This window comes from Allobosea sp. (assembly GCF_035944895.1).
GTDB lineage: Bacteria > Pseudomonadota > Alphaproteobacteria > Rhizobiales > Beijerinckiaceae > Allobosea.
The window spans coordinates 381,607-405,124 of sequence record NZ_DASZAT010000006.1; the positions used below are offsets into that span (position 1 = coordinate 381,607).

25 protein-coding genes and 1 tRNA gene are annotated in these 23,518 nt (G+C 65.1%); 8 read left to right on the top strand and 18 right to left on the bottom strand.

The window, feature by feature from the left end; genetic code table 11:
* Positions 1 to 18: 18 nt before the first annotated feature.
* The 4 genes from VGV58_RS10340 to VGV58_RS10355 all read right to left on the bottom strand — a co-directional run bounded on the left by VGV58_RS10340 (position 19) and on the right by VGV58_RS10355 (position 4,010).
* A complete protein-coding gene (locus tag VGV58_RS10340; protein ID WP_326873921.1) occupies positions 19 to 246 on the bottom strand; it encodes a hypothetical protein in 228 nt (75 codons plus the stop codon).
* 148 nt (positions 247 to 394) lie between these two features.
* Positions 395 to 958 carry a hypothetical protein gene (locus VGV58_RS10345; protein WP_326873922.1) on the bottom strand — a complete coding sequence of 188 codons (564 nt, stop codon included), beginning with the start codon at positions 956 to 958 and terminating at the stop codon, positions 395 to 397.
* Positions 959 to 1,082: 124 nt separating this feature from the next.
* Positions 1,083 to 2,660: a glutamine-hydrolyzing GMP synthase gene (guaA, locus tag VGV58_RS10350; protein WP_326873923.1), complete on the bottom strand. Its 1,578-nt coding sequence runs from the start codon at positions 2,658 to 2,660 to the stop codon at positions 1,083 to 1,085.
* A gap of 51 nt (positions 2,661 to 2,711) precedes the next feature.
* Positions 2,712 to 4,010, bottom strand: a complete 1,299-nt coding sequence (locus VGV58_RS10355) for an RsmB/NOP family class I SAM-dependent RNA methyltransferase (protein ID WP_326873924.1) — start codon at positions 4,008 to 4,010, stop codon at positions 2,712 to 2,714.
* Positions 4,011 to 4,167: 157 nt separating this feature from the next.
* Between VGV58_RS10355 and VGV58_RS10360 the strand changes: the two genes are divergently transcribed.
* Positions 4,168 to 4,305 (top strand): hypothetical protein, encoded by a 138-nt coding sequence (locus VGV58_RS10360; RefSeq protein WP_326873925.1) that lies wholly within the window; start codon positions 4,168 to 4,170, stop codon positions 4,303 to 4,305.
* A 159-nt stretch (positions 4,306 to 4,464) separates the two neighbouring features.
* On the opposite strand, the gene VGV58_RS10365 is transcribed toward VGV58_RS10360, so the two are convergent.
* On the bottom strand, positions 4,465 to 5,085 hold the full coding sequence (locus VGV58_RS10365) for a pentapeptide repeat-containing protein (RefSeq protein ID WP_326873926.1): 621 nt from the start codon (positions 5,083 to 5,085) through the stop codon (positions 4,465 to 4,467).
* A gap of 231 nt (positions 5,086 to 5,316) precedes the next feature.
* Between VGV58_RS10365 and VGV58_RS10370 the strand changes: the two genes are divergently transcribed.
* Positions 5,317 to 6,480 (top strand): glycerophosphodiester phosphodiesterase, encoded by a 1,164-nt coding sequence (locus VGV58_RS10370; protein ID WP_326873927.1) that lies wholly within the window; start codon positions 5,317 to 5,319, stop codon positions 6,478 to 6,480.
* A gap of 73 nt (positions 6,481 to 6,553) precedes the next feature.
* Here the strand turns inward: VGV58_RS10370 and VGV58_RS10375 are convergent, their stop codons facing one another.
* The 7 genes from VGV58_RS10375 to VGV58_RS10405 all read right to left on the bottom strand — a co-directional run bounded on the left by VGV58_RS10375 (position 6,554) and on the right by VGV58_RS10405 (position 13,853).
* Positions 6,554 to 6,823, bottom strand: coding sequence for a hypothetical protein (locus VGV58_RS10375; protein ID WP_152014481.1), 270 nt, complete (start codon positions 6,821 to 6,823; stop codon positions 6,554 to 6,556).
* Positions 6,824 to 6,959: 136 nt separating this feature from the next.
* Positions 6,960 to 7,676, bottom strand: coding sequence for an amino acid ABC transporter ATP-binding protein (locus VGV58_RS10380; protein WP_326874122.1), 717 nt, complete (start codon positions 7,674 to 7,676; stop codon positions 6,960 to 6,962).
* Positions 7,677 to 7,766: 90 nt separating this feature from the next.
* Positions 7,767 to 9,146 (bottom strand): amino acid ABC transporter permease, encoded by a 1,380-nt coding sequence (locus VGV58_RS10385; RefSeq protein ID WP_326873928.1) that lies wholly within the window; start codon positions 9,144 to 9,146, stop codon positions 7,767 to 7,769.
* Between the two features lie 10 nt (positions 9,147 to 9,156).
* A complete protein-coding gene (locus VGV58_RS10390) occupies positions 9,157 to 10,347 on the bottom strand; it encodes an amino acid ABC transporter permease (RefSeq protein WP_326873929.1) in 1,191 nt (396 codons plus the stop codon).
* Positions 10,348 to 10,491: 144 nt separating this feature from the next.
* Entirely contained in the window at positions 10,492 to 11,469 is a 978-nt protein-coding gene (locus VGV58_RS10395) for an amino acid ABC transporter substrate-binding protein (RefSeq protein ID WP_414643942.1), read from the bottom strand.
* A 193-nt stretch (positions 11,470 to 11,662) separates the two neighbouring features.
* Complete coding sequence (locus VGV58_RS10400) at positions 11,663 to 12,682, bottom strand: amino acid ABC transporter substrate-binding protein (protein WP_326873931.1); 1,020 nt, start codon at positions 12,680 to 12,682, stop codon at positions 11,663 to 11,665.
* 145 nt (positions 12,683 to 12,827) lie between these two features.
* Entirely contained in the window at positions 12,828 to 13,853 is a 1,026-nt protein-coding gene (locus VGV58_RS10405) for an amino acid ABC transporter substrate-binding protein (protein WP_326873932.1), read from the bottom strand.
* Positions 13,854 to 14,126: 273 nt separating this feature from the next.
* Here VGV58_RS10405 and metC point away from each other — a divergent pair, with 273 nt between their 5' ends.
* Together metC and VGV58_RS10415 are read left to right on the top strand one after the other, a co-directional pair.
* Positions 14,127 to 15,317, top strand: a complete 1,191-nt coding sequence (metC, locus tag VGV58_RS10410) for a cystathionine beta-lyase (protein WP_326873933.1) — start codon at positions 14,127 to 14,129, stop codon at positions 15,315 to 15,317.
* Between the two features lie 11 nt (positions 15,318 to 15,328).
* On the top strand, positions 15,329 to 16,036 hold the full coding sequence (locus tag VGV58_RS10415; RefSeq protein ID WP_326873934.1) for a transporter substrate-binding domain-containing protein: 708 nt from the start codon (positions 15,329 to 15,331) through the stop codon (positions 16,034 to 16,036).
* 9 nt (positions 16,037 to 16,045) lie between these two features.
* Here VGV58_RS10415 and VGV58_RS10420 read toward each other — a convergent pair whose 3' ends face one another.
* The 3 genes from VGV58_RS10420 to VGV58_RS10430 all read right to left on the bottom strand — a co-directional run bounded on the left by VGV58_RS10420 (position 16,046) and on the right by VGV58_RS10430 (position 18,897).
* Complete coding sequence (locus VGV58_RS10420) at positions 16,046 to 16,390, bottom strand: lipid-A-disaccharide synthase N-terminal domain-containing protein (protein ID WP_326873935.1); 345 nt, start codon at positions 16,388 to 16,390, stop codon at positions 16,046 to 16,048.
* Positions 16,390 to 17,142, bottom strand: a complete 753-nt coding sequence (locus VGV58_RS10425) for a glycosyltransferase family 2 protein (RefSeq protein WP_326873936.1) — start codon at positions 17,140 to 17,142, stop codon at positions 16,390 to 16,392. The genes VGV58_RS10420 and VGV58_RS10425 overlap by 1 nt, the downstream gene beginning before the upstream one ends.
* Positions 17,143 to 17,208: 66 nt before the next feature.
* Entirely contained in the window at positions 17,209 to 18,897 is a 1,689-nt protein-coding gene (locus VGV58_RS10430; RefSeq protein ID WP_326873937.1) for an ArnT family glycosyltransferase, read from the bottom strand.
* A 304-nt stretch (positions 18,898 to 19,201) separates the two neighbouring features.
* Between VGV58_RS10430 and VGV58_RS10435 the strand changes: the two genes are divergently transcribed.
* The 3 genes from VGV58_RS10435 (at position 19,202) to VGV58_RS10445 (ending at position 21,755) form a co-directional block, all read left to right on the top strand.
* Entirely contained in the window at positions 19,202 to 19,369 is a 168-nt protein-coding gene (locus VGV58_RS10435) for a hypothetical protein (protein WP_326873938.1), read from the top strand.
* A gap of 201 nt (positions 19,370 to 19,570) precedes the next feature.
* The gene (locus VGV58_RS10440) at positions 19,571 to 21,418 is read left to right on the top strand and encodes a caspase family protein (protein WP_326873939.1); all 1,848 of its coding nucleotides are present in this window, start codon (positions 19,571 to 19,573) and stop codon (positions 21,416 to 21,418) included.
* 112 nt (positions 21,419 to 21,530) lie between these two features.
* The gene (locus VGV58_RS10445; protein ID WP_326873940.1) at positions 21,531 to 21,755 is read left to right on the top strand and encodes a hypothetical protein; all 225 of its coding nucleotides are present in this window, start codon (positions 21,531 to 21,533) and stop codon (positions 21,753 to 21,755) included.
* A gap of 194 nt (positions 21,756 to 21,949) precedes the next feature.
* Here the strand turns inward: VGV58_RS10445 and VGV58_RS10450 are convergent, their stop codons facing one another.
* A complete protein-coding gene (locus VGV58_RS10450; protein ID WP_326873941.1) occupies positions 21,950 to 22,720 on the bottom strand; it encodes a hypothetical protein in 771 nt (256 codons plus the stop codon).
* Between the two features lie 64 nt (positions 22,721 to 22,784).
* Between VGV58_RS10450 and VGV58_RS10455 the strand changes: the two genes are divergently transcribed.
* A complete protein-coding gene (locus tag VGV58_RS10455; protein WP_326873942.1) occupies positions 22,785 to 23,027 on the top strand; it encodes a hypothetical protein in 243 nt (80 codons plus the stop codon).
* Positions 23,028 to 23,087: 60 nt separating this feature from the next.
* Here VGV58_RS10455 and VGV58_RS10460 read toward each other — a convergent pair.
* Positions 23,088 to 23,164, bottom strand: a tRNA-Arg gene (locus VGV58_RS10460).
* 42 nt (positions 23,165 to 23,206) lie between these two features.
* Entirely contained in the window at positions 23,207 to 23,512 is a 306-nt protein-coding gene (locus tag VGV58_RS10465) for an ETC complex I subunit (RefSeq protein ID WP_326873943.1), read from the bottom strand.
* Between the last annotated feature and the right edge of the window lie 6 nt (positions 23,513 to 23,518).

Genomic DNA, 23,518 nt, shown 5'->3' on the forward strand with positions numbered 1-23,518 from the left:
TTTTTCATTGCTGAAGCGTCAGCGTGCCGCGGACAGGAGCTCGCGTTTCCGAGGACGAAGCTTCCGGCATGCCTGCATCGGCAGGAGGGCACAGCCGACAACCGGCCAGGTCGCGCTAACCAGAGCGACAACAAGGATGTCCTTCGCGCTGAGCCGGGCGCGCTCGGCTTCGAGAACCGAATTGAGCGCGATCAGGGCCGCAATCACCAAATAAGCGGCCGTGAGGATGACGAGCGCCGTGACCATCTGAACCGCCTCTCGGCGAATGGCTTCTGCACGTCACGCTAGCGCCGACGAAGGCATCGGCAACGACGCAGGAAGATATCCCTGCCGACCATTCGGGATTACCGCATCGGCCCGGCGAACGGCGCAATCTCCTGCTGTGGGTCCGCACTCACCGGCCCTTTGCTCCGACCGCCGGCGCCGCCTTCATCCCGGCATCCTTCAGCCGAACCGTGGACACGGCGCGATCGCAGGCCGGTGCAAACTCGGCCGCCTTGTCCTCGCGATAGATGCATTCGAAATTATAGGCCTTGCCGTTCGCCACCGTGAACACATAGCGCTTGATCTGTGGCCGCTCCTTGCTGAACGGCCACCGCGCATTGCTGAAGACCATGTCGACCGCCGGCTGCTGGAGCATCCTGGTCATCGTCGACGATTGCAGCGTGATCGTCGGCCGGACGGCGATCGCCCTCCTGAATTCGTCGGCGATCGCCTGACGCGTCCGCTCGCTGACTTCTGTGATTCCAGCGGGATCGCGCGGTCCAAGGAAGGTGATGATCACATCGCCATTGGTCGGAGAGGAGGCCTTGACGCCGGTCACATCGCCGCTTCCGTCGGCAAATTGACGATCCAGCTGGAAATTCGACGGATACTGAAAGCTGTAGGCGCCATCGGCCGCCGCGAAAGTACGGTTCTGCTGGGCGATGCTCGCCGACGGGAGAGCGACGGCCAGCACCAGCAGCGCGACCCTTGTCGACAGCGACATGGGCATCTCCCGTTAGAAGCCGGCGGAACGAACCCAGTTTGGGGTCTACCGCAGCGGGCGGCGGTCTACTGAAACCGCTCTACCGCCCCTGTCTTCACTCCCACTCGATCGTGCCGGGCGGCTTGCTGGTCACGTCGTAGACCACCCGGTTGATGCCCTTGACCTCGTTGATGATGCGCGTCGCGGTGCGCCCGAGGAAGGCCATGTCATAGGGGTAGAAATCCGCCGTCATGCCATCGACCGAGGTCACGGCGCGCAGCGCGCAGACATGGTCATAGGTGCGGTAGTCGCCCATCACGCCGACGGTGCGCACCGGCAGCAGCACGGCGAAGGCCTGCCAGATCACGTCGTAGAGGCCGGCCTTGCGGATCTCGTCGAGATAGATCGCATCCGCCTTGCGCAGGATGTCGAGCTTCTCCTTGGTGATCTCGCCGGGGCAGCGGATGGCAAGGCCCGGCCCCGGGAAGGGATGGCGGCCGACGAAGACCTCGGGCAGGCCGAGCTCGCGGCCGAGCACGCGGACCTCGTCCTTGAACAATTCGCGCAGCGGCTCGACGAGCTTCATCTTCATGCGCTCGGGCAGGCCGCCGACATTGTGGTGGCTCTTGATCGTGACCGAAGGCCCGCCGCTGAACGAGACGCTCTCGATCACGTCTGGATAGAGCGTGCCCTGGGCGAGGAAGTCAGCGCCGCCGAGCTTGGCCGCCTCGGCATCGAAGACATCGATGAAGAGCCGGCCGATGGTCTTGCGCTTGGCTTCCGGATCGGCGCCGCATTTGGCAAGCTCGGAGAGGAAAAGTTCCTCGGCTTCAACATGAACCAGCGGGATGTTGTAGTGGTCGCGGAACAGCGTCACCACCTGCTCGGCCTCGCCGAGGCGCATCAGGCCGTGGTCGACGAAGACGCAGGTGAGCTGGTCGCCGATCGCCTCATGGATCAGCACGGCCGCGACGGCCGAGTCGACGCCACCGGAGAGCCCGCAGATCACCCGGCCGGTGCCGACCTGGTCGCGGATCTTCTTGATCATCTCGGCGCGATAGGCCGACATGCTCCAGTCTGGCTTGCAGCCGCAGATGTCGACGACGAAGTTGCGCAGCAGCTTGGCGCCATCAGGCGTATGCACCACCTCGGGGTGGAACATGGTCGAGTAGAAGCGCCTGGCCTCGTCGCTCGCCACCGCATAGGGCGCGTTCTCCGAGGTCGCTTTGACGGTGAAGCCGGCCGGCAGCTGCGTGACGCGGTCGCCATGGCTCATCCAGACCGGATAACGCCCGCCCTGCTCCCAGACGCCGGCGAACAGGGCCGAGGGGGTGACGATCTCGACATCGGCGCGGCCGAATTCGGCGGCGTGACCGCCCTCGACCGTGCCGCCGAGCTGGTGCGCCATGGTCTGCTGGCCATAGCAGATGCCGAGCAGCGGCAGCTCCGCGGAGAACACTTCCTGAGGCGCGCGCGGCGAATTGCCGTCGGGCACCGAGGCCGGGCCGCCGGAAAAGATCACGCCCTTCGGCTTCAGGCGCTGGAACGCCTCGGAAGCCGACTGGAACGGGGCGATCTCGCAATAGACCCCGATCTCACGGATCCGGCGGGCGATCAGCTGCGTGACCTGGCTGCCGAAGTCGATGATCAGGATGGAGTCGTGATGGGCTGGGTTCTGGGGCTGAGCGCTCATCGCGCTCGGTTACGCCATCGCGCGCGAGCACGCAACGGCGCTGGATGCGGATCAGGCCGGCGCCGCAAGGCAGCTCAGGTAAAACCCGTCCGTCCCCGTCCGCCGCGGCGAGAGCTGCAGGCCAAAGCGCGTGGCGAAGCGGGCAAGCAAGCCGAAATCAACCTCGCCGGTATCGAGCAGCGAGCGCGTCGCCACCGGCGCGAAGCCGGCATGGCGCGCCAGGAAGGCCTCGACCGCGCCGTCATTCTCCTCCGGCAGCATCGAGCAGGTGATGTAGGCGATGCGCCCGCCCGGCTTCACCAGGCTGGCGGCGCGGCCCAGCACCTGCGCCTGCTCCTTGACGCGCTCGGCCAGCGCACCGGGGCGCACCCGCCATTTCGCATCCGGATTGCGCCGCCAGGTGCCGGAGCCGGTGCAGGGCGCATCGACGAGCACGAGGTCGATCGTGCCGGCAAGATCGGCGAGCGCGTCGTGGCCACGGCTCCTGGGCACGCGGACCTCGACATTGGCGGCGCCGGAGCGGGTGAGCCGGTCATGCAGCGGCGCCAGCCGGCGGCTGTCGAGATCGGTGGCGAAGATACGCCCCTCGCCGCCGAGCACCGCGGCGAGCGCCAGCGTCTTGCCACCGGCGCCGGCGCAGAGATCGACGACACTCATGCCGGGCTGTGCGCCTGCGAGCAGCGTCACGAGCTGCGAGCCTTCGTCCTGGATCTCGAACTCGCCGTTGAAGAAGCTCGGCTCGCTCTGCAACGACGGGCCGCGGCCATCGGGGCCAGGCAGGAAGCGCAAGGCATCGGGCGACCAGGCGCCCGGCTCGGGCTGAAGATGAGCCAGCGCGGCGCGCAACCTGTCGCGATCGGTCTTCAGCCGATTGGTGCGGATATCGGCCGGCGCGCGGCCCGCCAGGGCCTGCCCTTCGGCAACCGCATCGTCGCCGAAGCCAGCCATGAAGGAGGGCCAGAGCCAGTCAGGTACATCGGCCTGCATCCAGCCGGGCGCGGCGTTGAGATCGAAGGCGGCGAGCCCGGCGACCTCGAACTCGGTCAGCGGTGCGGGCGCATGATTCTGCCCGCTGAACAGTTCCGAGATCTCCTCGACGCCCAGGTCGCGCTGGCTGACCAGCATGCCGAGCACGAGCGCCCGCGGCGTCTCCTCACCGAGCGCATGCACAGAGGACGCGCGGCGGCGCAACGCGTCATAGACCAGCGAAGCGACAGCGGCGCGATCCTTGGAGCCGGCGAAACGACGTGACAGTCCCCAGTCCTTCAGCGCGTCGGCCGCCGGCCGCCGGCGCTCGATCAGGTCCGCCAGGACTTCGATGGCGGCGCTGATGCGGGCGGCGGGAGTCATGTCCGGCAGTTCCTGTGCTTGCTTTGCATTGCGGCTCTCGAGCCCGTCACCATTTGGAACGATTCCGAAGCGCGACGGCACCCTTGACGCCCTCGTCCCACAGGGCGCAAGACGATACAACTCCTTCCGCAACGCCAACCGCCCAGGAACCTCTGCAATGACCACCCTCTCCCGCCTCGCGCTTGCCGGCCTGTTCTGCCTGTCGCTCGCCGCCTGCGCCACCCAGCCGGTCGACACCACGCCGCCGCCGGCCAAGCGCCTGGACGCCAAGACCACGCTCGAAGGCCGCCGCTGAGTTTTCGCGGGGCGGGACAGGATTGGCGGCGCCACGCCCGGCCGGCCCCGTTCACGTCAGCGACCACGCGAAGCCCACTCCAACCTCTGTCGGAGTGGGCTTTTTCTTGGCGGGATTACAGAGCAAGGCATATGAGCAAGCCCCACGCCCTGGCAGTGCTCATTTTCTGCGAACGTCCAGGCCCAAAGCCCTGGCAATGACGATAGTCTGGTCGATCGTGATGATCGCGCCGCCGAGCTGCGTGTTGGCGGGCTCCAGCGCACTCAGATCGCTTCCTCGCAGATCACAATTCGAAAAATCGGCGCTGTGCAGCCAGGCGCCGGACAAATCGACCTCCCGGATCGAGCCACCCTGGCAGCGTGCGCCGGTCAGATCGGCCTCCCGCAATCGGGTGCCGCGGAAGCGCGCTTTCCGTAAATCCGCGCCGGGAAGGCCGACGAAGGACCAGTCGCCATCGACGACCTCCATGCTGTCGAACTGACAGCCGTCGAACATGCTTCCCACGAACTTGCATTCGGTGAAGGTGGTGTCGAAGAAATTGCAGGCGACAAAGGTGCAGTTCACGAAAGCCGCGCTGTGATGCTTGGAGCCGTTGAAGCGCGCCCGGCGAAAGGTGCATTCATTGAAGACGCAGCCGGTGTTCCGGGCCTCGCTCAGGTCGAGATCGGCAAACAGCGCGTTTTGAAAGCGTCGCCGATCGAGCTCGTCGCCATACCAATCCGCACCGGCAATCGTTTCGACCGTCTTGGGGGCGGGTTCGCCATATCGTCGCTCAGCCATGATGTCTCTGCTCGCTCGAAACCTGGCCAGCTTACGGAAGGTCCCGGTCCGCTTCTGTCTGCAGTGCCGAAATTCGCGTGCGGCGCGAACCTGCACCCGAGCCGATACCCGGCCACCTCAAATCCGCACGAGAGCCACGACGCTTTCCGCGAATCTGAGCTCTCGCTTTCATGGCCATGTCATATCCGCTGCCATAAGGTCGTGCGCATTTCCGCGAGACTAGGTCAAACCATGCTGAAGAACCTCCTTCTCTCGACATCGCTTCTCTCCGCGCTGGCGCTCCAGGCTCCGGCCGCACAGGCGCAAAACCCAGTGCCGACGCTCGACGGAAAGCCGGCCCTGATCGCCGGCCATCGCGGCGCCAGCGGTTACCTCCCCGAGCATACTCTCGAAGGCTACAAGCTCGCGATCGAGCAAGGTGCCGACTTCATCGAGCCTGATCTGGTCGCGACCAAGGACGGCCATCTCGTCGTCCGCCACGAGCCGATCATGTCGGGCACCACCGATGTCTCGACGCGGCCGGAATTCGCCGCGCGCAAGACGACCCGGAAGATCGACGGCGTCGATACCACCGACTGGTTCGCCTCCGACTTCACGCTCGCCGAGATCAAGACGCTGCGGGCCAAGCAGGCCTTCGCCGACCGCGACCAGTCGCATAACGGCAAATACGAGATTCCGACGCTGCAGCAGGTCATCGATCTCGCCAAGGCCGAGAGCGCCCGCACCGGCCGCACCATCGGCATCTATCCTGAGATCAAGCACTCGACCTATCACTCGGCCCTGGGCCTGGCGATCGAGGACAAGCTGCTCGATCAGCTCAAGGCCGCCGGCTGGAGCGAGAAGACCTCGCCGGTGATCATCCAGAGCTTCGAGACCGCCAACCTCAAATATCTGCGTGGCAAGACGCAACTGCGCCTGGTCCAGCTCGTCGACGCCGATGATGTCGACAAGGATGGCGGCATTGTCCTCGCTGCCCCGTTCGACAAGCCCTATGACTTCGTCGTCACCGGCGACAAGCGGACCTTCAAGGACCTCGTCAGTGCCGAGGGGCTGAAGGAGATCAAGACCTATGCCGACGGCGTCGCCCCCTGGAAGCCCTATCTGATGCCGGCCAAGCAGGTGATCGGCGACGACGGCAAGCCGCGCGACCTCAATGGCGACGGTACGATCGACGAACGCGACCGTGTGCTGCTGCCGCCGACCGACGTGGTGAAGAACGCCCACGCCGTCGGACTCTTCGTCCACACCTGGACCTTCCGCAGCGAGCCCAAGCGCCTCGCCTCCGACTTCAAGGGCGATCCGGCGGCCGAGTACAAGGCCTATCTGGCGCTCGGCATCGACGGGCTGTTCTCGGACTTCCCGGACCAGGCGGTGAAAGCCCGCAACGCCAAGTAGGCACGCCGCAAAACAAGACCGCCGCACCGACTGGGCGCGGCGGCCTCGTTTACGCGACGCAACTCAACTCGACCTAATCGCAGACCCGCACCGTGCGACGCACTTCCCCACGCGGGGTTTCGCGAATCCGCGTCTCGGTGCGGCAGTCACGCTCGGCGCGATAGGCCCGGCGCCGCTCCCAGCGATCACGCTCGCGCCAGCGATCCTCGCGATCCATCGCGCGCTGATGCGGCGTGCGCGGGTCGATCCTGACGCCGCCCGGCCCGATATCCACGGATTGAGCGAAGGCGCCGGAGCCGGCGAGCAGCAGGCCCGCGGCCAGAGTCGATGCAAGCAGTTTCATCGGCTTTTCCTCCTGTGTTGGGAAAAGCAACGGCGAGCGCCGGCAAAGGTTCCTTTCGACGCCGCCTCCGGATGTCGTGTCACCAACGCAAACGGCGCCCGCAAGGGCGCCGTCGTGGCCGGCAAGACCAGCTGGATCAGTGCAGGATCTGGCTGAGGAAGAGCTTGGTGCGCTCGTGCTGCGGGTTCTTGAAGAACTCGTTGGGCTCATTCATCTCGACGATCTGACCGGCGTCCATGAAGATGACCCGGTCGGCGACCTGGCGGGCGAAGCCCATCTCGTGGGTGACGCAGAGCATGGTCATGCCTTCGTCCGCCAGCGAGACCATGGTGTCGAGCACCTCCTTGACCATTTCCGGATCGAGCGCCGAGGTCGGCTCGTCGAACAGCATGATCTTGGGGCTCATGCAGAGCGAGCGGGCGATGGCGACGCGCTGCTGCTGGCCGCCCGAGAGCTGGCCAGGATACTTGCCGGCCTGCTCGGGGATCTTGACGCGCTTGAGATAGTGCATCGCGATCTCCTCTGCGTCCTTCTTGGGCATCTTGCGAACCCAGATCGGCGCCAGAGTCAGGTTCTCGAGGATCGTCAGATGCGGGAACAGGTTGAAGTGCTGGAAGACCATGCCGACATCGCGACGGATCTCGTCGATCTTCTTGAGATCGTTGGTGAGCTCGGTGCCGTCTACGATGATCTGGCCCTTCTGGTGCTCTTCCAGCCGGTTGATGCAGCGGATCATCGTCGACTTGCCCGAGCCGGACGGGCCGCAAATGACCAGCTTCTCACCGCGCGACACCTTCAGGTTGATGTCGCGCAGCACATGGAACTCGCCGTACCACTTGTTGACGCCGATCATCTCGACGGCGGTCGCGGTGTTGAGCGCGGTCTGCTTCAGCGCGGACGGGCGCGAGCTGGTGGTTTCTGCCATAGCCATGATTTGATCCCCTCAACGCTTCTGGCCGGCGGCGAGCCGCTTCTCGACCGCGATCGAGTAGCGAGACATGCCCCAGCAACACAGGAAATAGAAAACTGCAGCGAATGCATAGCCCGTCGAGCGGGTGGTCGGTGTCGCCCAGGTCGGATCGACCAGGGTCGCCTCGATGGTGCGCAGGAAGTCGAAGATACCGACGATGGTGACCAGCGTCGTGTCCTTGAACAGCCCGATGAAGGTATTGACGATGCCCGGGATCACGATCCGCAGCGCCTGCGGCAGGATGATCAGCCGCATCATGCTCCAATAGCCGAGGCCGAGCGACATCGCGCCCTCGTACTGGCCCTTGGGCATGGCCTGCAGGCCGCCGCGTACCACCTCCGCCATATAGGCGGCCGCGAAGAGCGCGACGCCGACAAGCGGACGCAGCAAACGGTCCGGCGAGTATTCCTGCGGCACGAACAGCGGCAGCATGGTGTTGGCCATGAACAGCACGGTGATCAGCGGCACGCCGCGGACGAACTCGATGAAGATCACCGAGAGCAGCTGGATGATCGGCAGCTTGGAGCGCCGGCCGAGCGCCAGGACCACGCCGAGCGGCAGCGAGAAGACGATGCCGACCGCCGCGATTAGGAAGGTCACGGTCACGCCGCCCCAGAGGCCGGTATCGACCCTGGGCAGACCGGGGCTGCTCGCCAGCAGGCTGAGGAAGCCGAACACCACCAGCGCGAACAGGACGAGCTGCTTCGGCCCGAAGAAGCGTTTCCAGATCGGAAGCTGCTGGACCACGCCAACCGCCGCCTCGCCGATATAGAACCGGACGATCTGGGGCACGAAGGAGAGCACGACGTAAAGCGCGGCGAGCGCCAACGTCAGCGTCAGGCAGATGCCGAGGAAACGCTCGGCGCCAGGGCCGCCGAGCAGCAGCACATAGGCCGAGATCGGCAGCAGCACGAAGAAGAAGAAGATACCGAGCTTCTTCTTCGGCGCATTCGTCCAGAGCAGCCAGACCACGCCGAGCGCGAACATGGCGAAGACGATGTTCACGCGCCAGCGCTGCGGGATCGGATAGGAGCCGTAGATGAAGTACTGGAAGCGGTCGGCGATATAGGCCCAACAGGCGCCGACGGGCCGGCCGACCTTCTCCGCGAGGCAGGCATCGCGGCTTGTGCCGGACCAGACGGCGTCGAGGAAATAGAACCTGATCACCCCCGGCACCGTATCGACGACGAGATAGAGACAGAGCAGCGTCAGCGCGATGTTGAGCGGGCTGGAGAGCAGGTGCTGCCGGATCCAGGCGAGTGGCCCGGCAACAGAGAGCGGCGCCGGTTGCTGCTCCAGCGTTTCCTTGCGGACAAAGGCGAAGGGAGCCATTTCGGTGGTTGCGTCGGTCATTGTGGCGCCCTCACCGTTCCACCAGCGCCATGCGCTTGTTGTAGATGTTCATGAACAGAGACGTGACCAGCGAGATGGTCAGGTAGACCGCCATTGTGATGGCGACGACCTCGACCGCCTGGCCCGTCTGGTTCAGCACCGTGCCGGTGAAGACCTGGACGAGATCGGGATAGCCGATCGCGACCGCGAGCGAGGAATTCTTGGTCAGGTTGAGATAGTTCGAGGTCAGCGGCGGGATGATCACCCGCATCGCCTGCGGGATGACGACGAGCTTCAACGTTGGCCCAGCCCGCAGGCCGAGCGCGTTGGCGGCCTCGGTCTGCCCCTTCGAGACGGCGAGGATGCCGGCGCGGACCACCTCGGCGATGAAGCCGGCGGTATAGGTCGTCAGGCCGATGAGCAGCGCCACGAACTCCGGGAAGATCTGGATGCCACCACGCAGGTTGAAGCCGGCGAGCTCCGGATAGACGAAGGTGATCGGCCGGCCGGTGACGAAATAGACCAGCGTCGGCAGAACGACGATCAGGCCGAGGGCGACGAGGCCGATCGGATACTGCTTGCCGGTCGCGGCCTGCTGCTTGCGGGCCCAGGATCGGAAGACGAAGGTCGCGACGAGGCCGATCAGAAATGCCCAGACGATCAGGCTGCCGCCGGGCCCGAACTGCGGATCTGGAACATAGAGGCCGCGGTTGTTGAGCAGGAAGCCGGCCGGCAGCGCGATCGATTGGCGCGGATTGGGCAGTGGCTTCAGCACCGCATTGTACCAGAAGAACAGCTGCAGCAGCAGCGGCACGTTGCGGATGACCTCGACATAGATCATCGCGATCTTCGAGACGATCCAGTTGCTCGACAGCCGGGCGACGCCGACGAAGAAGCCGAGGAAGGTCGCGAGCACGATGCCGATCGAGGCGACGAGCAGCGTGTTCAGCAGGCCGACCCAGAAGGCGCGACCATAGGTGCCGCTCGAGGCGTCGTAGGGGATCAGCTTCTGGTTGATGTCGAAGCCGGAAGCATTGTGCCAGAAGCCGAAGCCCGAGGCGATCTTCTGCGCTCTGAGGTTCTCGATCGCGTTCGAAGCTGCAGACCAGATCAGGAAGCCTACGACAGCGAGTAGCAGGAACTGGTAGGCATAGCCCCGGATCTTCGGGTCGTAGAGCAGCGAGGCCTTGCCCGGCTTGATCTCTGCGGAAGTGGTCGACACGTCTGACGCCCTTTTCGAGTGTTGGCGACCGAGGGTCCGGCAGCGCCCCGAGAGGGCAACTGCCGGCCGGTATTCTTATCCGGTTCGCCGGAACAAGACAGCTTCAAGGATCAATGCGCGGTGGATGCCGCGCATTGGTGGTTCTCAGCGGATCGGCGGCGCGTATTGCAGCCCGCCCTTGCTCCAGAGCGCGTTCTGACCGCGCGCGATCTTGAGGAGCGAGCCAGAGCCGACATTGCGCTCGAAGCTCTCGCCATAGTTCCCGACGTGCTTGATGATCCGATAGGCCCAATCATTGGTCAGGCCCATCGGCTCGCCGAACTTGCCTTCGGTCCCGACGAAACGCTTGATCTCCGGGTTGTCGGATTTGAGCATCTCGTCGGCATTGGCCTTGGTGATGCCCAGTTCCTCGGCATTGACCATGGCAAAGAGCGACCATTTGACGATATCGAGCCAGGCATCGTCGCCATGGCGCACGACCGGGCCGAGCGGTTCCTTCGAAATGATTTCCGGCAACACCATATGGTCGTCCGGATTCGAAAGCGTCAGACGCTCGGCGTAAAGGCCCGAGGCGTCGGTGGTGAAGGCGTCGCAACGGCCGGCCTCATAGGCCTTGACCGTCTCCTGGTTGGAGGCGAAGGCGACGACCTCGTACTTGATCTTGTTGCTGCGGAAATAGTCCGCGAGGTTGAGTTCGGTCGTGGTGCCCTGCTGGGTGCAGATCGAGGCGCCGGCGAGCTTGAGCACGGAATCGACGCCGAGCTTCTTGCGCACCATGAAGCCCTGGCCGTCATAATAGTTGACCCCGGCGAAGTTCAGCCCGAGCGCGGTGTCACGCGAGATCGTCCAGGTCGTCGTGCGCGACAGCAGATCGACCTCACCCGACTGCAGCGAGGTGAAACGGTCCTTGGCCGAGAGCGGGATGAACTTGACCTTGGTCGGATCGTTGAAGACGGCCGAGGCGACGGCGCGGCAGACGTCCACGTCCATGCCGCTCCAATTCCCCTGCTGATCAGGGATGCCGAAACCGGCAAGACCGGTTCCCGAGCCGCAATGCAGGATGCCGCGATTCTTGACCTGCGCCAGAGTAGTCGACTGGGCTAGCGCTCCGCTCGCGCACATGGCGGCGGAGACGGCGATGAGCGCCGCGCCAATGATCTGTTTCATTGTTGTTGTCCCCTGTTGGCGGAACGGGTTTTCCCGCTCTCGATTAGCTAGCAAGCTCCAGGCCAGTCCCCACCGGCCGCCGCCTCCTTTCCCATTCTCCCCGACAAAGCCACCAAGCCGATCCGTCAGCGCCTACGCCGCCGGAACCTCACCGGATCGGCGGCGCGTACTGCAAGCCCCCCTTGGTCCACAGCGCGTTCTGGCCGCGCGACATCCTCAGCACCGAGCGGCTGCCGACGGTGCGTTCGAAGCTCTCGCCGTAATTGCCGATATGCTTGACGATCCGGTAGGCCCAGTCGGCCGTCAGGCCAAGGCCCTCGCCGAACTTGCCGTCGATGCCGAGCAGGCGCCTGATCTCAGGGTTGGTCGAGCCCCGCATCTGGTCGACATTGGCCTTGGTCACGCCGAGTTCCTCGGCGTTCAACATGGCGAAATGGACCCAGCGCACCAGCTTGAACCATTGCGAATCGTTGTCGCGGGTCAGCGGGCCGAGCGGCTCCTTCGAGATGATCTCGACGAGGACCATGTGGTCGTCCGGCACCGTCAGCTTCAGACGCTCGGAATAGAGCGACGAGGCGTCCGTGGTGAAGGCGTCGCAGCGGCCGGCATCATAGGCCTTCAGCGTCTCCGGACCGGTGTCGAAGGACACGATCGTGTGGCGCAGATTATTGGTCTTGAAGAAGTCGACGAGGTTGAGCTCGGTCGTCGTACCGCGCTGCACGCAGATCGAGGCGCCGGCCAGCTGCATCACCGACATGACGCCGAGCTTGCGGCGAACCATCAGGCCCTGGCCGTCGTAATAGTTGACGTTGGTGAAGAGCAGGCCGGGCGGGGTGTCGTTGCTGATCGTCCAGGTCGAATTGCGCACGAGCACGTCGATCTCGCTGGCCAGGAGCGCCTTGAAGCGATCATTGGCCGAGAGCGGGATGAATTTCACCTTGGCCGGATCATTGAAGATCGCCGCGGCGATGGCGCGGCAATAGTCGACGTCGAGGCCACTCCAGTTGCCTTGCGGATCAGGCGCACCGAAGCCAATCAGGCCGGTGTTGGAACCACAGTTCAGGACACCCCTGCTCTTGATCTGAGCGAGGGTCTGCTGCGCCTGCGCGCTCACGGAGCCGAACAACGCCGCGACGGCAAACAGCGCCGCGCTGATGATCCTGATCATGCATATCCCCTGTCTGGCGGAACGGGTTCGTCCCGTTCTCGGTCGGTGGGCGAGCCATGACCGGCACGGTCTCGCAAGCCACCTTGTCCAGTGCCCTGAAACAGAATCGGGGCGGACGCTGGAAGCGTCCGCCCCGCATGGGCCCTTAGCGGACCGGCGGCGCGTATTGCAGGCCGCCCTTGGTCCACAGCGCGTTCTGGCCGCGGGCGATCTTCAGCAGCGAGCCCTGGCCCACCGTGCGCTCGAAGCTCTCGCCGTAATTGCCGACATGCTTGATGATCCGGTAGGCCCAATCCGTCGTCAGGCCGATGCTCTCGCCGAACTTGCCCTCGGTGCCGAGCAGACGCTTGATCTCGGGATTGGCCGACTTCAGCATCTCGTCGACATTCGCCTTGGTCACACCGAGTTCCTCGGCGTTGAGCATGGCGTAGTGGACCCACTTGATGAGGCCGAACCACTGGGCGTCGGTGTTGCGGGTCGCCGGCCCGAGCGGCTCCTTGGAGATGATCTCGGGCAGGACCATGTGGTCGTCCGGCGCGGTCAGCTTCAGGCGCTCGGCATAGAGGCCCGAGGCGTCGGTGGTGAAGGCGTCGCAGCGGCCGGAGTCATAGGCCTTGACGGTCTCGTCCGAGGTGGCGAAGGCGACGACTTCGTATTTCAGGTTATTGGCGCGGAAGAAGTCGGCGAGGTTGAGCTCGGTCGTGGTGCCCTGCTGGGTGCAGACCGAGGCGCCGTTGAGCTGCATGGCCGAGGTCACGCCAAGCTTCTTGCGGACCAGGAAGCCCTGGCCGTCATAGTAGTTGACGCCGGTGAACTGCAGGCCGAGCGCGGTGTCACGCGACATCGTCCAGGTCGAGTTGCGCACGAGCACGTCGACCTCGCCCGACTGCAGGGCCGTGAAGCGGTCCTTGGCCGAGAGCGGGATGAACTTCACCTTGGTCGGGTCATTGAAGATCGTGGCGGAGATGGCGCGGCAGAACTCGACGTCGAGGCCGGTCCAGTTGCCCTGCGCATCCGGCACGCCGAAACCGGCGAGGCCGGTGTTGGAACCGCAGTTCAGGATGCCACGGCTCTTCACTTGACTAAGGGTCTGCGGCGCTTGCGCCTGCGCGCTCGCCGCCGCCAGCGCGAAGCCGAACCCGGCGACGGCGGCTGCCATGAGTTTCTTCATATCGATTTCTCCCGTTGATGGCCCTGCCGGCGCTTGCCGGCCGGAACGTGCCGGTCCCCTCGCATCGTCGCGACTTGCTGCCCCGTTCGATGCCCAAAACTTATGCGAAGATCGGCGCTGGCCGATTGCCAGAGCCATGCATGAGCGTCAAGCAAGGGCAGCTGGTATATCTGCCCCTTTTCACGACCAACATCACATGCGACTTTCGGGGGGTGGTCAAGTGCGGCCACAACCTGCCCCACCCCGATCCTGCCCACACGCATCTTCCGGCCCATGAAAAAGCTGTCCAAGCCCGAATTCGCGCGGCTGCGCGAAAAGACCCGCCTCGCCCTCGCCGGCCGCGACCCGTCCGACAGCTATGGCTTCGTCAACCCGCCGATCGTGCGCGGCTCGACGGTGGTCTACCCGAACACCGAAGATTTTCTCGTCCGCAAGGCGCGCTACAGCTACGGCACGTCGGGCAGCCCGACCATCGACGCGCTGCTCGCCGCCGCCGACACGATGGAGGGCGGCGCCGGCGTTCTCGCCTGCTCGTCCGGCCTGCTCGCCTGTACCTTGCCCGCGCTCGCCTTCCTGCGCGCCGGCGATCATTTCCTCGTGACCGACAGCGTCTACCATCCGATGCGCAATTTCTGCGAGCGGATGCTGCCGCGCTACGGTGTCGAGGTCACCTATTACGACCCGCTGATCGGCGAGGGTATCGCCGAGCTGTTCAAGCCGAACACCAGGGCGGTCTGGACGGAGTCGCCGGGTTCCCAGACCCTGGAGGTCCAGGACATTCCGGCGATCGTCGCCGCGGCCCATGCCCGCGACATCATGGTGATGATGGACAACACCTGGGCGACGCCGCTCTTCTTTGACGCTCATAAGTTCGGTGTCGATGTCTCTGTCCAGGCCGGGACGAAGTACTATGCCGGGCATTCTGACGTGCTGATCGGCACGGTGTCGGCCCGCACGCCGGAGCACTACGCCCAGCTCAAGCTGACCTGGGACGCGCTAGGCGTGATCATCGCCGCCGAGGACGCCTATCTGACGCTGCGCGGCATCCGCACCATGGCCGTCCGGCTGAAGGAGCAGATGCCGGCCGGGATCGAGATGGCGAACTGGCTGGCCGCGCGCCCCGAGGTTGCCCGCGTGATCCACCCGGCGCTGCCCGGCGATTCCGGCCACACCATCTGGAAGCGCGACTTCACCGGCGCCTGCTCGCTGTTCTCGATCGAGCTCGAACCCGTCTCGATGAAGGCGGTCGCAGCCATGCTCGACGGGCTCACGCTGTTCGGCATGGGCGCGTCCTGGGGCGGCTATGAGAGCCTGGTGCTGCCCTTCGACTGCAAGCGCTATCGCACCGCGACCAAGCCCGGCTTCAAGGGCCCGACGATTCGCCTCCATATCGGCCTCGAGGACCTCGAGGACCTGAAGGAGGATCTCGACGCCGGCTTCGCACGGATGAGGGCGGCGAGCTGAACACCGCCGCGATGCCGGAACAGCCGATCGTCTTCGCCTATCTCGACGAGCCGCCCTTCTGCTGGCCGGTGGCCGACGGCACTGCGCAAGGCTGCGACGTCGAGCTGGTGGCCGCGGCTTTTCGGATGCTCGGCATCACGGAGTTCGAGCAGCAGCTGACGACGTTCGCCGAGCTGCTGCCCGGGCTCGCCAGCGGACAGTGGACGGTGACCACGCCGCTCTTCGTCACGACAGAACGCCGGCTGCTCGTCGATTTCAGCCGCCCGGTCTGGGCGCTGGCCGACGGGTTGCTGGTCCGCTCGGTCGATCGCGGGCGACTGACCGGCTATCGCGCCATCGCGGCGGCCGGCGCCCGCCTCGTCGTCGTCGGTGGGCAGGTTCAGGAGCAGGCCGGGCTCGCTGCCGGCATCGCGCAAGAGCGGATGATCCGCGTCGCGACACAGGAGGAGGCCGTAGCAGCGATCAGGAAGCGCCAGGCCGACGCCTATGCCAGCGTTGCCATGGCCCATCGCGGCTACCTCGCCCGCCAGCCGGATGCAGAACTGGCAGTCGTCGACGTACCCACCGGCGAAAGCATACCAGCCGCCGGAGCCTTCGCCTTCGGCAAGCAGCGCGCAGTCCTGCGGGCGCGTTTCGACGCGGCGCTCGAAAGCCTCATCGGCAGCGATTGGCATCGCGCCATGATGGCGCGCCACGGCTTCCTTGCCGGCGAATACTGACGCCTCGCCTCAACCCGGCGCGGAATTCGTGTCCTCGCCCCGTGCCTTGGCCCGCAGCACGAATTGCAGGTTGCGCAGATAGACGAACACGCCAAAACCCTGGCCAAGGATGAAGACCGGATCGCGGCGATAGAGCGCGTAGATCAGAAGCAGCGTGCCGCCGCCGATCGAGAACCACCAGAAGGTCATCGGCACGACCGAGCGCTGCGCCTTCTCGCTGGCGAGCCACTGCACCACGAAGCGCATGGTGAACAGCCCCTGCGCGACCACGCCGAGCAGCACCCACCAATCGACGTTGTTGACGAAGACGTCGTGGAAATAGTTACCGATCATGTTCTGCAGGTCGATGAGCATCAGCGCGCCTCCGTCGCGATATCAGGCACACGCTTGCGGCGCCTGATCAGCCACCAGACCCCGGCGAGATCGAGAATGCCGACCCAGAGCCGGTCGAAGAAGCCGTAATTCGAGACGCCCGTGAGGCGCTGGCGGTCGCGTACGTCGTGATGCAGGACGGCGAAGCCTTCACGCACGACGAGCGCCGGCATGAATCGGTGCAGCGCGTCGAAATAGGGCAGCGCCAGATACATCTCGCGCCGGAAGCATTTCAGGCCGCAGCCGGTATCGCGCGTGCCGTCCCTGAGGATGGCGCCGCGGACCTTGTTGGCGATGCGCGACTGCATGCGCTTGAAGCCGGTGTCCTTGCGGCCAACGCGCTGGCCCTGGACCAGGCCGGCCGAGGGCCCAGCCGCCTCGATCTGCGCCAGCATCGCCGGGATGAAGGCCGGATCGTTCTGGCCGTCACCGTCGAGCGTCGCGACGATCGGCGCCCTTGCCGCCCTCACCCCGCTGCGCACCGCCGCCGACTGGCCGCAGGACTGGACATGGCGGACGACCCTGAGCCAGGGCCGCGTCTGCGCGAGATCGGCGAGCGCCGCGGCGGTGCCGTCGCTCGAGCCGTCATCGACATAGACCAGCTCGAAAGCGCCGATGCCGGCGCAGGCCGTCTCGATGTCGCCGACGAGCGGGGCGATGTTGCCCTGCTCGTTGCGGACAGGCACGACGATGCTGAGCCGGGGCTGGCCGTCTGGAGGCACGGGTTCGGTCACGGATTGAAGTCTTTCTGCATTGCGGCGCGCAAACTGCGTCAAGCGCCGCGACGGGGCAAGCGCCGATCACTCGCGGACATAGACGCTCATCGCGATGGGCTTGCCGCCATTGAGATTGAAGCCGGAGATGGTGGTCAAAAGCCGCGGCGCCACGCCAGAGGCGGCAAGCCCCTGCCGGAAACCGTCGAGGAAGCGGCCCTCGACCAGCGCGACGCGGCAGCCGGGCTCGCGCAGGAAGGCGGCGGCAGCATTGCCGTCGGCTCCCATCCGCAGATTGGTGCCGACAAGAAAGACGAGGCTCGGCTCGCGATAGCCGACGGTCATGACCTCGGGCTTCGGGCAGCTCACGGCCTGCACCGCTTCAGCCAGCCGCGGCGAAAGCTTCAAGCCGCGCAGGCTCGGCGAAGCCAGCCCGTAGACACCAGCGCTCAGCAACAGGCTCGCGACCACGCCGCGCCAGAGCGCGCCCTCGAAGGCGCCCTCGCGATAGGCCAGGAAGCTGCGGAAGGCGACGATGAGCGCCAGTGCCAGCACCGGCAAGGCGAGCCAGGGCAAGGTCCGGTCGAGCGTCCAGGTACCGTAGAGCAGCACGCCGACAAGCGCCGCCGGCAACGCGACGACGAGAAAGGCGGTCAGGTCGGAACCACGGCGGAAGCGGTTGATGCCACCATTGACCAGCGCGAGCAGGAGCAGCGCCGTGATCGCCGGATAGAGCGGCAGAACATAGTGCGGCAGCTTGGTCGGCACCGCCTCGAAGACGATCCAGGACGGCACGATCCAGGCGAGCAGGAACAGGATCTGCGGCTCGCGGCGCTTGACCCAGGCGAAGGGGATCGCCATCGCCGCGAGCGCGGCCGAGGGCCAGTAGGTGCCGAAGAACAGCAGCAGATAGAGGCCGGGCGGGCCCCAATGCTTCTCCTGCCCCTCCCCGACCTTGGCGAGCATGTCCTTGCCAACGCTCTCGGCGAAGAAGTCGCCGCCGGTCTTGATCGCGATGGCGACGAACCAGGGCAGTACGACGATCAGGCAGAGCAGCAGGCCGAGCCCCGGCCGCAGCGGTGCGAACCAGCGCAGCGAACGCTCGCGAAGGCTGAGCACGATCATCGCCAGGCCCCAGACCATCGGCACGATCGGCCCTTTGAGCAGCAGGCCGAGCGCCGTCGCCGACCAGAACACCAGCCAGTTCCAGCGGCTCGGCACGAAGGCGAGCGAGCGCGTCCAGTCGAGCCAGGCGCGGGCGAGCGCGCCCATGGTCGCAACCGCGCAGGCAGCGAGCAGGGCGTCGGTCTTGGCGAAGCGAGCCTCGACGCCAAGCAGCACGCAGGCCGCCATCAAAGCACCGCCGAGGAGAGCAAGGCGGGCGCCGACGAAAGCGAGCAATGCCCAGTAGGTCAGCAGCACGGCCGCGACGGCGCCGATGAGCGAAGGCAGTCGATAGAGCCACATCGTGGTCCGGGCCTGCGGCACGCCGAGCGCTTCGCCGATGGCGACGCTTCCCGCTTGCAGCCAGTAGATGCCGACCGGCTTCTTGTGCCTCGCCTCGTCCTGGAAGCGGATATCGACGAAGTCGCGCGTCTCCAGCATCTGCTTGCTGGCCTGGGCAAAGCGCGGCTCGTCACGGTCGAAGGGCTGCAGGCCGGCGAAGCCCGGCAGGAAGGCCGCCAGCGACAACAGGACGAGCAGCAGGCAGGCGCGCCAGTGGCTCGCGGATGCGAAGCTAGCGAGCCGGTCGAGACCGGAGCCGAGCGAAATCATCGACACTCCTTGCAACCGAACCATGCATGGCCCCTGCCCTCATGGGCAGCGGACAGGTGGGCAGGCAATCGGGTTGGCCGCGGCGCGTTTACGGCCTCGCATCGCCCGCGGCAAGCGCGCAGGCGCAATCCGGGGTGACGCAAAGCCCCCGCCCCGAGCTCCGACAGGTTGGCATTCGAGGCCAAAATTGTCCTGAACATGGCGAAACGAGCATTGGAACCCCATATGGCGCCAGGGGTTGCATGTGCGCACAGCGCGCCGGAAGCCGGCGAGGCCGTGCAGCTACGAGGAAGGCAGGAGCACGATGAAGATGCCGATCGCCGTTCATACCGATGAAGACTACGAACAAGCCCAGCAGCGCGTTGCCGAGCTCAACGCCGCACCCGACAGCAAGGACAAGGAGCGCGAGCTGGAAGCGCTGGCGGACGCGATGCTGGCCTTCGAATTGCGCCGCGACGAAGCGCAGGAGTGACGCTGCGCAACCGGCGCGCCTGACGCCAGAGCGCGAAGAATCCTCCGGAAAGAAGCGAACCTAGGCCCCTTCGCGGCGCAGTCGGGCTGCGAGAAGCTCGCCAACGCACAATTCGCCACCTAGTATCGACTGCGTTCGCCTTCACAACAGCCCATCCTGCCCAACGGATGCGGCAGCCCAGCCTAGGTGACCCGGAACGCAATGAGCAGGCGCCACCGTCATTCGAGTTCGATCCCAGCTCGAATCTTCACCGTTCTTGCGTTGCTGCTCGGCTTTGCCGCACCGGCTGCCATGGCGGAGCCGGCGCGCATCCTGGACGATAATTCCGATTCAATCGCGGTGGTGATCGGTAACAAGGCGTATAAGCAGACCAGCACGGTCGACTTCGCCCACAACGACGCCGAGGCGATCCGCGACTATCTCGTCCGCGGGCTGCGCTTCCGCGAGCAGAACGTCTTCCTCTTGAAGGATGCGACGCTCGGCGAGCTCACCCAGATGTTCGGCAGCGAAGCCAATCCGCAAGGCGGCAAGCTCTGGCGCAGCGCGGTCGAGGGCCGCTCCAACGTCTTCGTCTACTATTCCGGCCATGGCGTGCCCGACCTCGCCACGCGCCAGCCCTTCCTGTTGCCGCAGGACGGCAATCCCAATGCCAGCGAGAGCGGCTACGCGCTGCAGACGCTCTACCGCAACCTCGAACTGGTCCGGCAGAAGATCGGGGCACAACGCCAGCTGATCGTGATGATCGACGCCTGCTTCACCGGCGAGACCGGACGCAAGGGCGAAAGCCTGCTCGCCGTCTCGGCGCCGGGCTTCACTCCGGCCAAGCCGCGCACCGGCGGCGGCATCGTCAAGCTGGTCGCAACCTCCGGCACGACCCCGGCCAACTGGGACGAGAACCAGAAGCTCGGCCTGTTCACCAGCCGCTTCCTGATGGGCGCCGCCGGGCTGGCGCGGGCCGACGCCGACAAGCGGATCGGCTGGCCGGAGTTGCAATCCTACGTCGTCCGCGAAGTCGAGGCCGCAGCGCGGCGCGACAGCGGCCGCGAGCAGAAGCCCGAATTCGACACCGCCAGCCTGTCGCTGCCGATCGTCGAGCCGTCAGCCACCATCCGCGGCAGCTTCGAGAGCGCGCAGGACGAGGCGCGCTGGCGCAGCGCGGCGGCGGACGGCTCGCGTGAAGCGCTCGAACGCTATGTCGGGCAATGCACGCCCCCCTGCGCCTATCGGCAGCAGGCGATGGATCGGCTGCTGCAACGGCAGCGCAATGCCGAGGCGGCCAAAGACGACGAGAGCTGGCGGCAGTTCGGCGCCGAGGGCAAATACCAGGCCTATCTCGACACCTGCAACCGGATCTGTGCCTACCGACAATTGGCGCTCGGCTATCTGGGCAAGGATCCGATCGCAGCGACCAGGCCGGAGGGCACGCAAGCGAAGCCGCAAGTACTCGCATCAGCAGCACAGCCGACCGTGACCAGCGATCCGGCCCTCGCCCTCGCCGAAGCGAAGGCGGCGGGGACGATCGAGGCACTGGACCGCTTTCTCAAGGTCTATCCCGAAGGCAAGCTGGCGACGGAAGCTTTTGCCGCGCGGGCAGCGCTGGTTCAATCTGCCAGGCGAGCTGGCGCTGGTAATGCGCCGACCGCGGCCGCCAATGCGCGCTACGCCCCCAGCCAGACGCAGATCGATGCCATGGCTCCGGCAGGCTCCAACCGAACGCCCGATATGCGCTCCGCGGCCTGTCCGACCCAAGGCATCGTCGCGAAGCTCGGCCCCCGTCGTCCGGAAGACCCGAAGAGCGGGTTCCTGTCCGTGCGATCCGGGCCGGGCGGCAGCGCCTATTTCGAGACCGACCGAGTCTACAACGGCGACGTACTGATCATCTGCAACACTATCGGCCCGTGGCACGCGATCATCTACCCGAATCGTGGCCAGTCGTTTCAGGAATGCCGAGCGGACCTGAATGTGAAGTCAGCAGGCAGCGCCACTTACTCGGGCCCGTGCCGCTCGGGTTGGGTTCACAAAAATTATGTCGAGATAACCACGAGATAAGCGCCCATCTGCGTGGCAGCGCTCCTGATCTCCATCCCGCATCCTTTAAACAAAGGACGAGACACCGCGAATTGTCGCCCACTCTTCGTGCATCGCACGAAAGAGAAAAGCGATGAACCGCAGGCAATTTCTGATGGGATTGGTCGGAGCGTCGATCGCTTCGGCGGCGATCATCGAAACGGCCATGGCAACCCCGTTGCCGGAGACGGCTGGCACGCTGCCGGACCTGGCGTCCTTGTCCGAAACCGATGCCGAGTATTCGATCCTGATGCGAGCGATGGTCCGCAGGGGCATGCGCCTGAGACCGATTTCGAACAACGCCGCGACGGTTGGCTGATCGCCATCGTTGCGATCAGCTCCGCGGCGCGACAGTGGTTGATCGAGGCTGCGCCCAAGAACGTGAGCTGGGAGCACCAGCGCTGGTACGCTCAGCGCGACCGCGCACCGTCAGTCCGACGCGAGATCGGAGCCGAAGGCTTCACAGTGCAGGAGGGTTGACCCATGCCAGTCTCCTGCCCGTTTGGAGAGCCTTCAACCAACGGCTGCCTCCTCAAACCGGCGGATAGCACGCCAAGTCGCGTATTCGTCTTGTCGGATGTCCACCTTCAGTCTGACCCAGTTATCTTTGATCACTTGGAGCCTTTTACCAACAGCATTGGCGGCTTGCGCCACCTCCAGATCATCGCCAGACACTGGCCCATAATCCTCAACGGCGACCTCAAGTTTTACAAATTCGCGCTCAAGCGCTTGAATGGCTCGCAGCACGTCGTTGTAGTATGCTTCTCGGCGCTCTGGCGGCACTCTGGTCAGCCGAAAGACACAGGTCTTCTCCCACAATGCGATCCTCGACCTAGCGTCGCTGATGAGAGCGGGCATCCGAAATGCGTCGTCCGGATTTATCCTATCGTATCGCTCGTCATAATGCATTTCGAACATAAACGGCCGGAGCTTGAGGCCTTCGCTCTCCAAGGCAATTTTCTCGTCATCGATTTCAGTTATACGAAGCCTCAGCGCTTGTGCAGAGGTGACAGCAGCTTGCCTGTTGTTCGCGTTGAGCTGGCGCAGCAGTGCCCAAAGCGTGATTGCCGCCACTCCAGCTGTAATCATATTACCGATCAAGCTTTGGTACCGGTTGAACCAGAACTCGACACAATTGAAGATCAGCACGTCTTGTTGCTTCGAAATGGCGTCGAGCATGGCGGCATTGCAAAAGCGAGGCTCGAACGCGTTCAGGCCAGCCGCAATCAAAAACAAGAACAGCCAGACGAGCAGGATCGCCAGCGGCCAATTTACCTTCTTCATCTCATCCCCCACCCAACCTCGAAAAACTATCGCTGGTTGCAGTGGCCGTCCGCAACGGGAGACTGTGTATGACCGCCTAGCGAAGGCGGCCGGGCTGCCTGAGAACATCACCTTCACGTCGTTCCGCCACGGCGGCCTGACTGAGACCGGCGACGCCGACATGACCGATCGCGAGATCCTCGCCCAATCGGCCCAGACCTCGCCGAAGGTGCTGCCGCGCTACGTCAAGAAGACCATGAAGCAAGTCGCCAACGGCGCCCGGAAACGTCGCGCCGTGCGAACGGACGGCGGCCAAAAGTCAGAATGACCAGCAGCCGCCTTGTCAGAATAGGAATCGGAACAAAATGAAATTCTTCAATGAAAACAATGGCGAGCCCGACAGGATTCGAACCTGTGACCAGCAGCTTAGAAGGCTGCTGCTCTATCCAGCTGAGCTACGGGCCCTGAAGGGAGCGGCAGACTTGATGTCCGCCGTTCGCTTGAACTTCAATGCGTCCACTGGCCGACGCGGTTGAACTTGAAATTATCCGAGTAGGCCATGCCGCGGCGCTTGGGCGCGTGCGGCTGTTCCAGGCGATAGGCGATGCCGTTGCGCGTCGCATAGGCGACGGCCTCCTCGGCGGTGTCGAACCAGAGCCGGAGCTGGCTCTTCATGTCGCCCGACGAGGTCCAGCCCATCAGCGGCTCGATCTCGCGCGGCCGCTCGGGCTCGTATTCCAGCAGCCAGCGGCCAGTCTTGGCCGTACCGGACTGCATCGCGTTGCGAGCCGGCGAATAGATGCGTGCCGTCATGCTCCC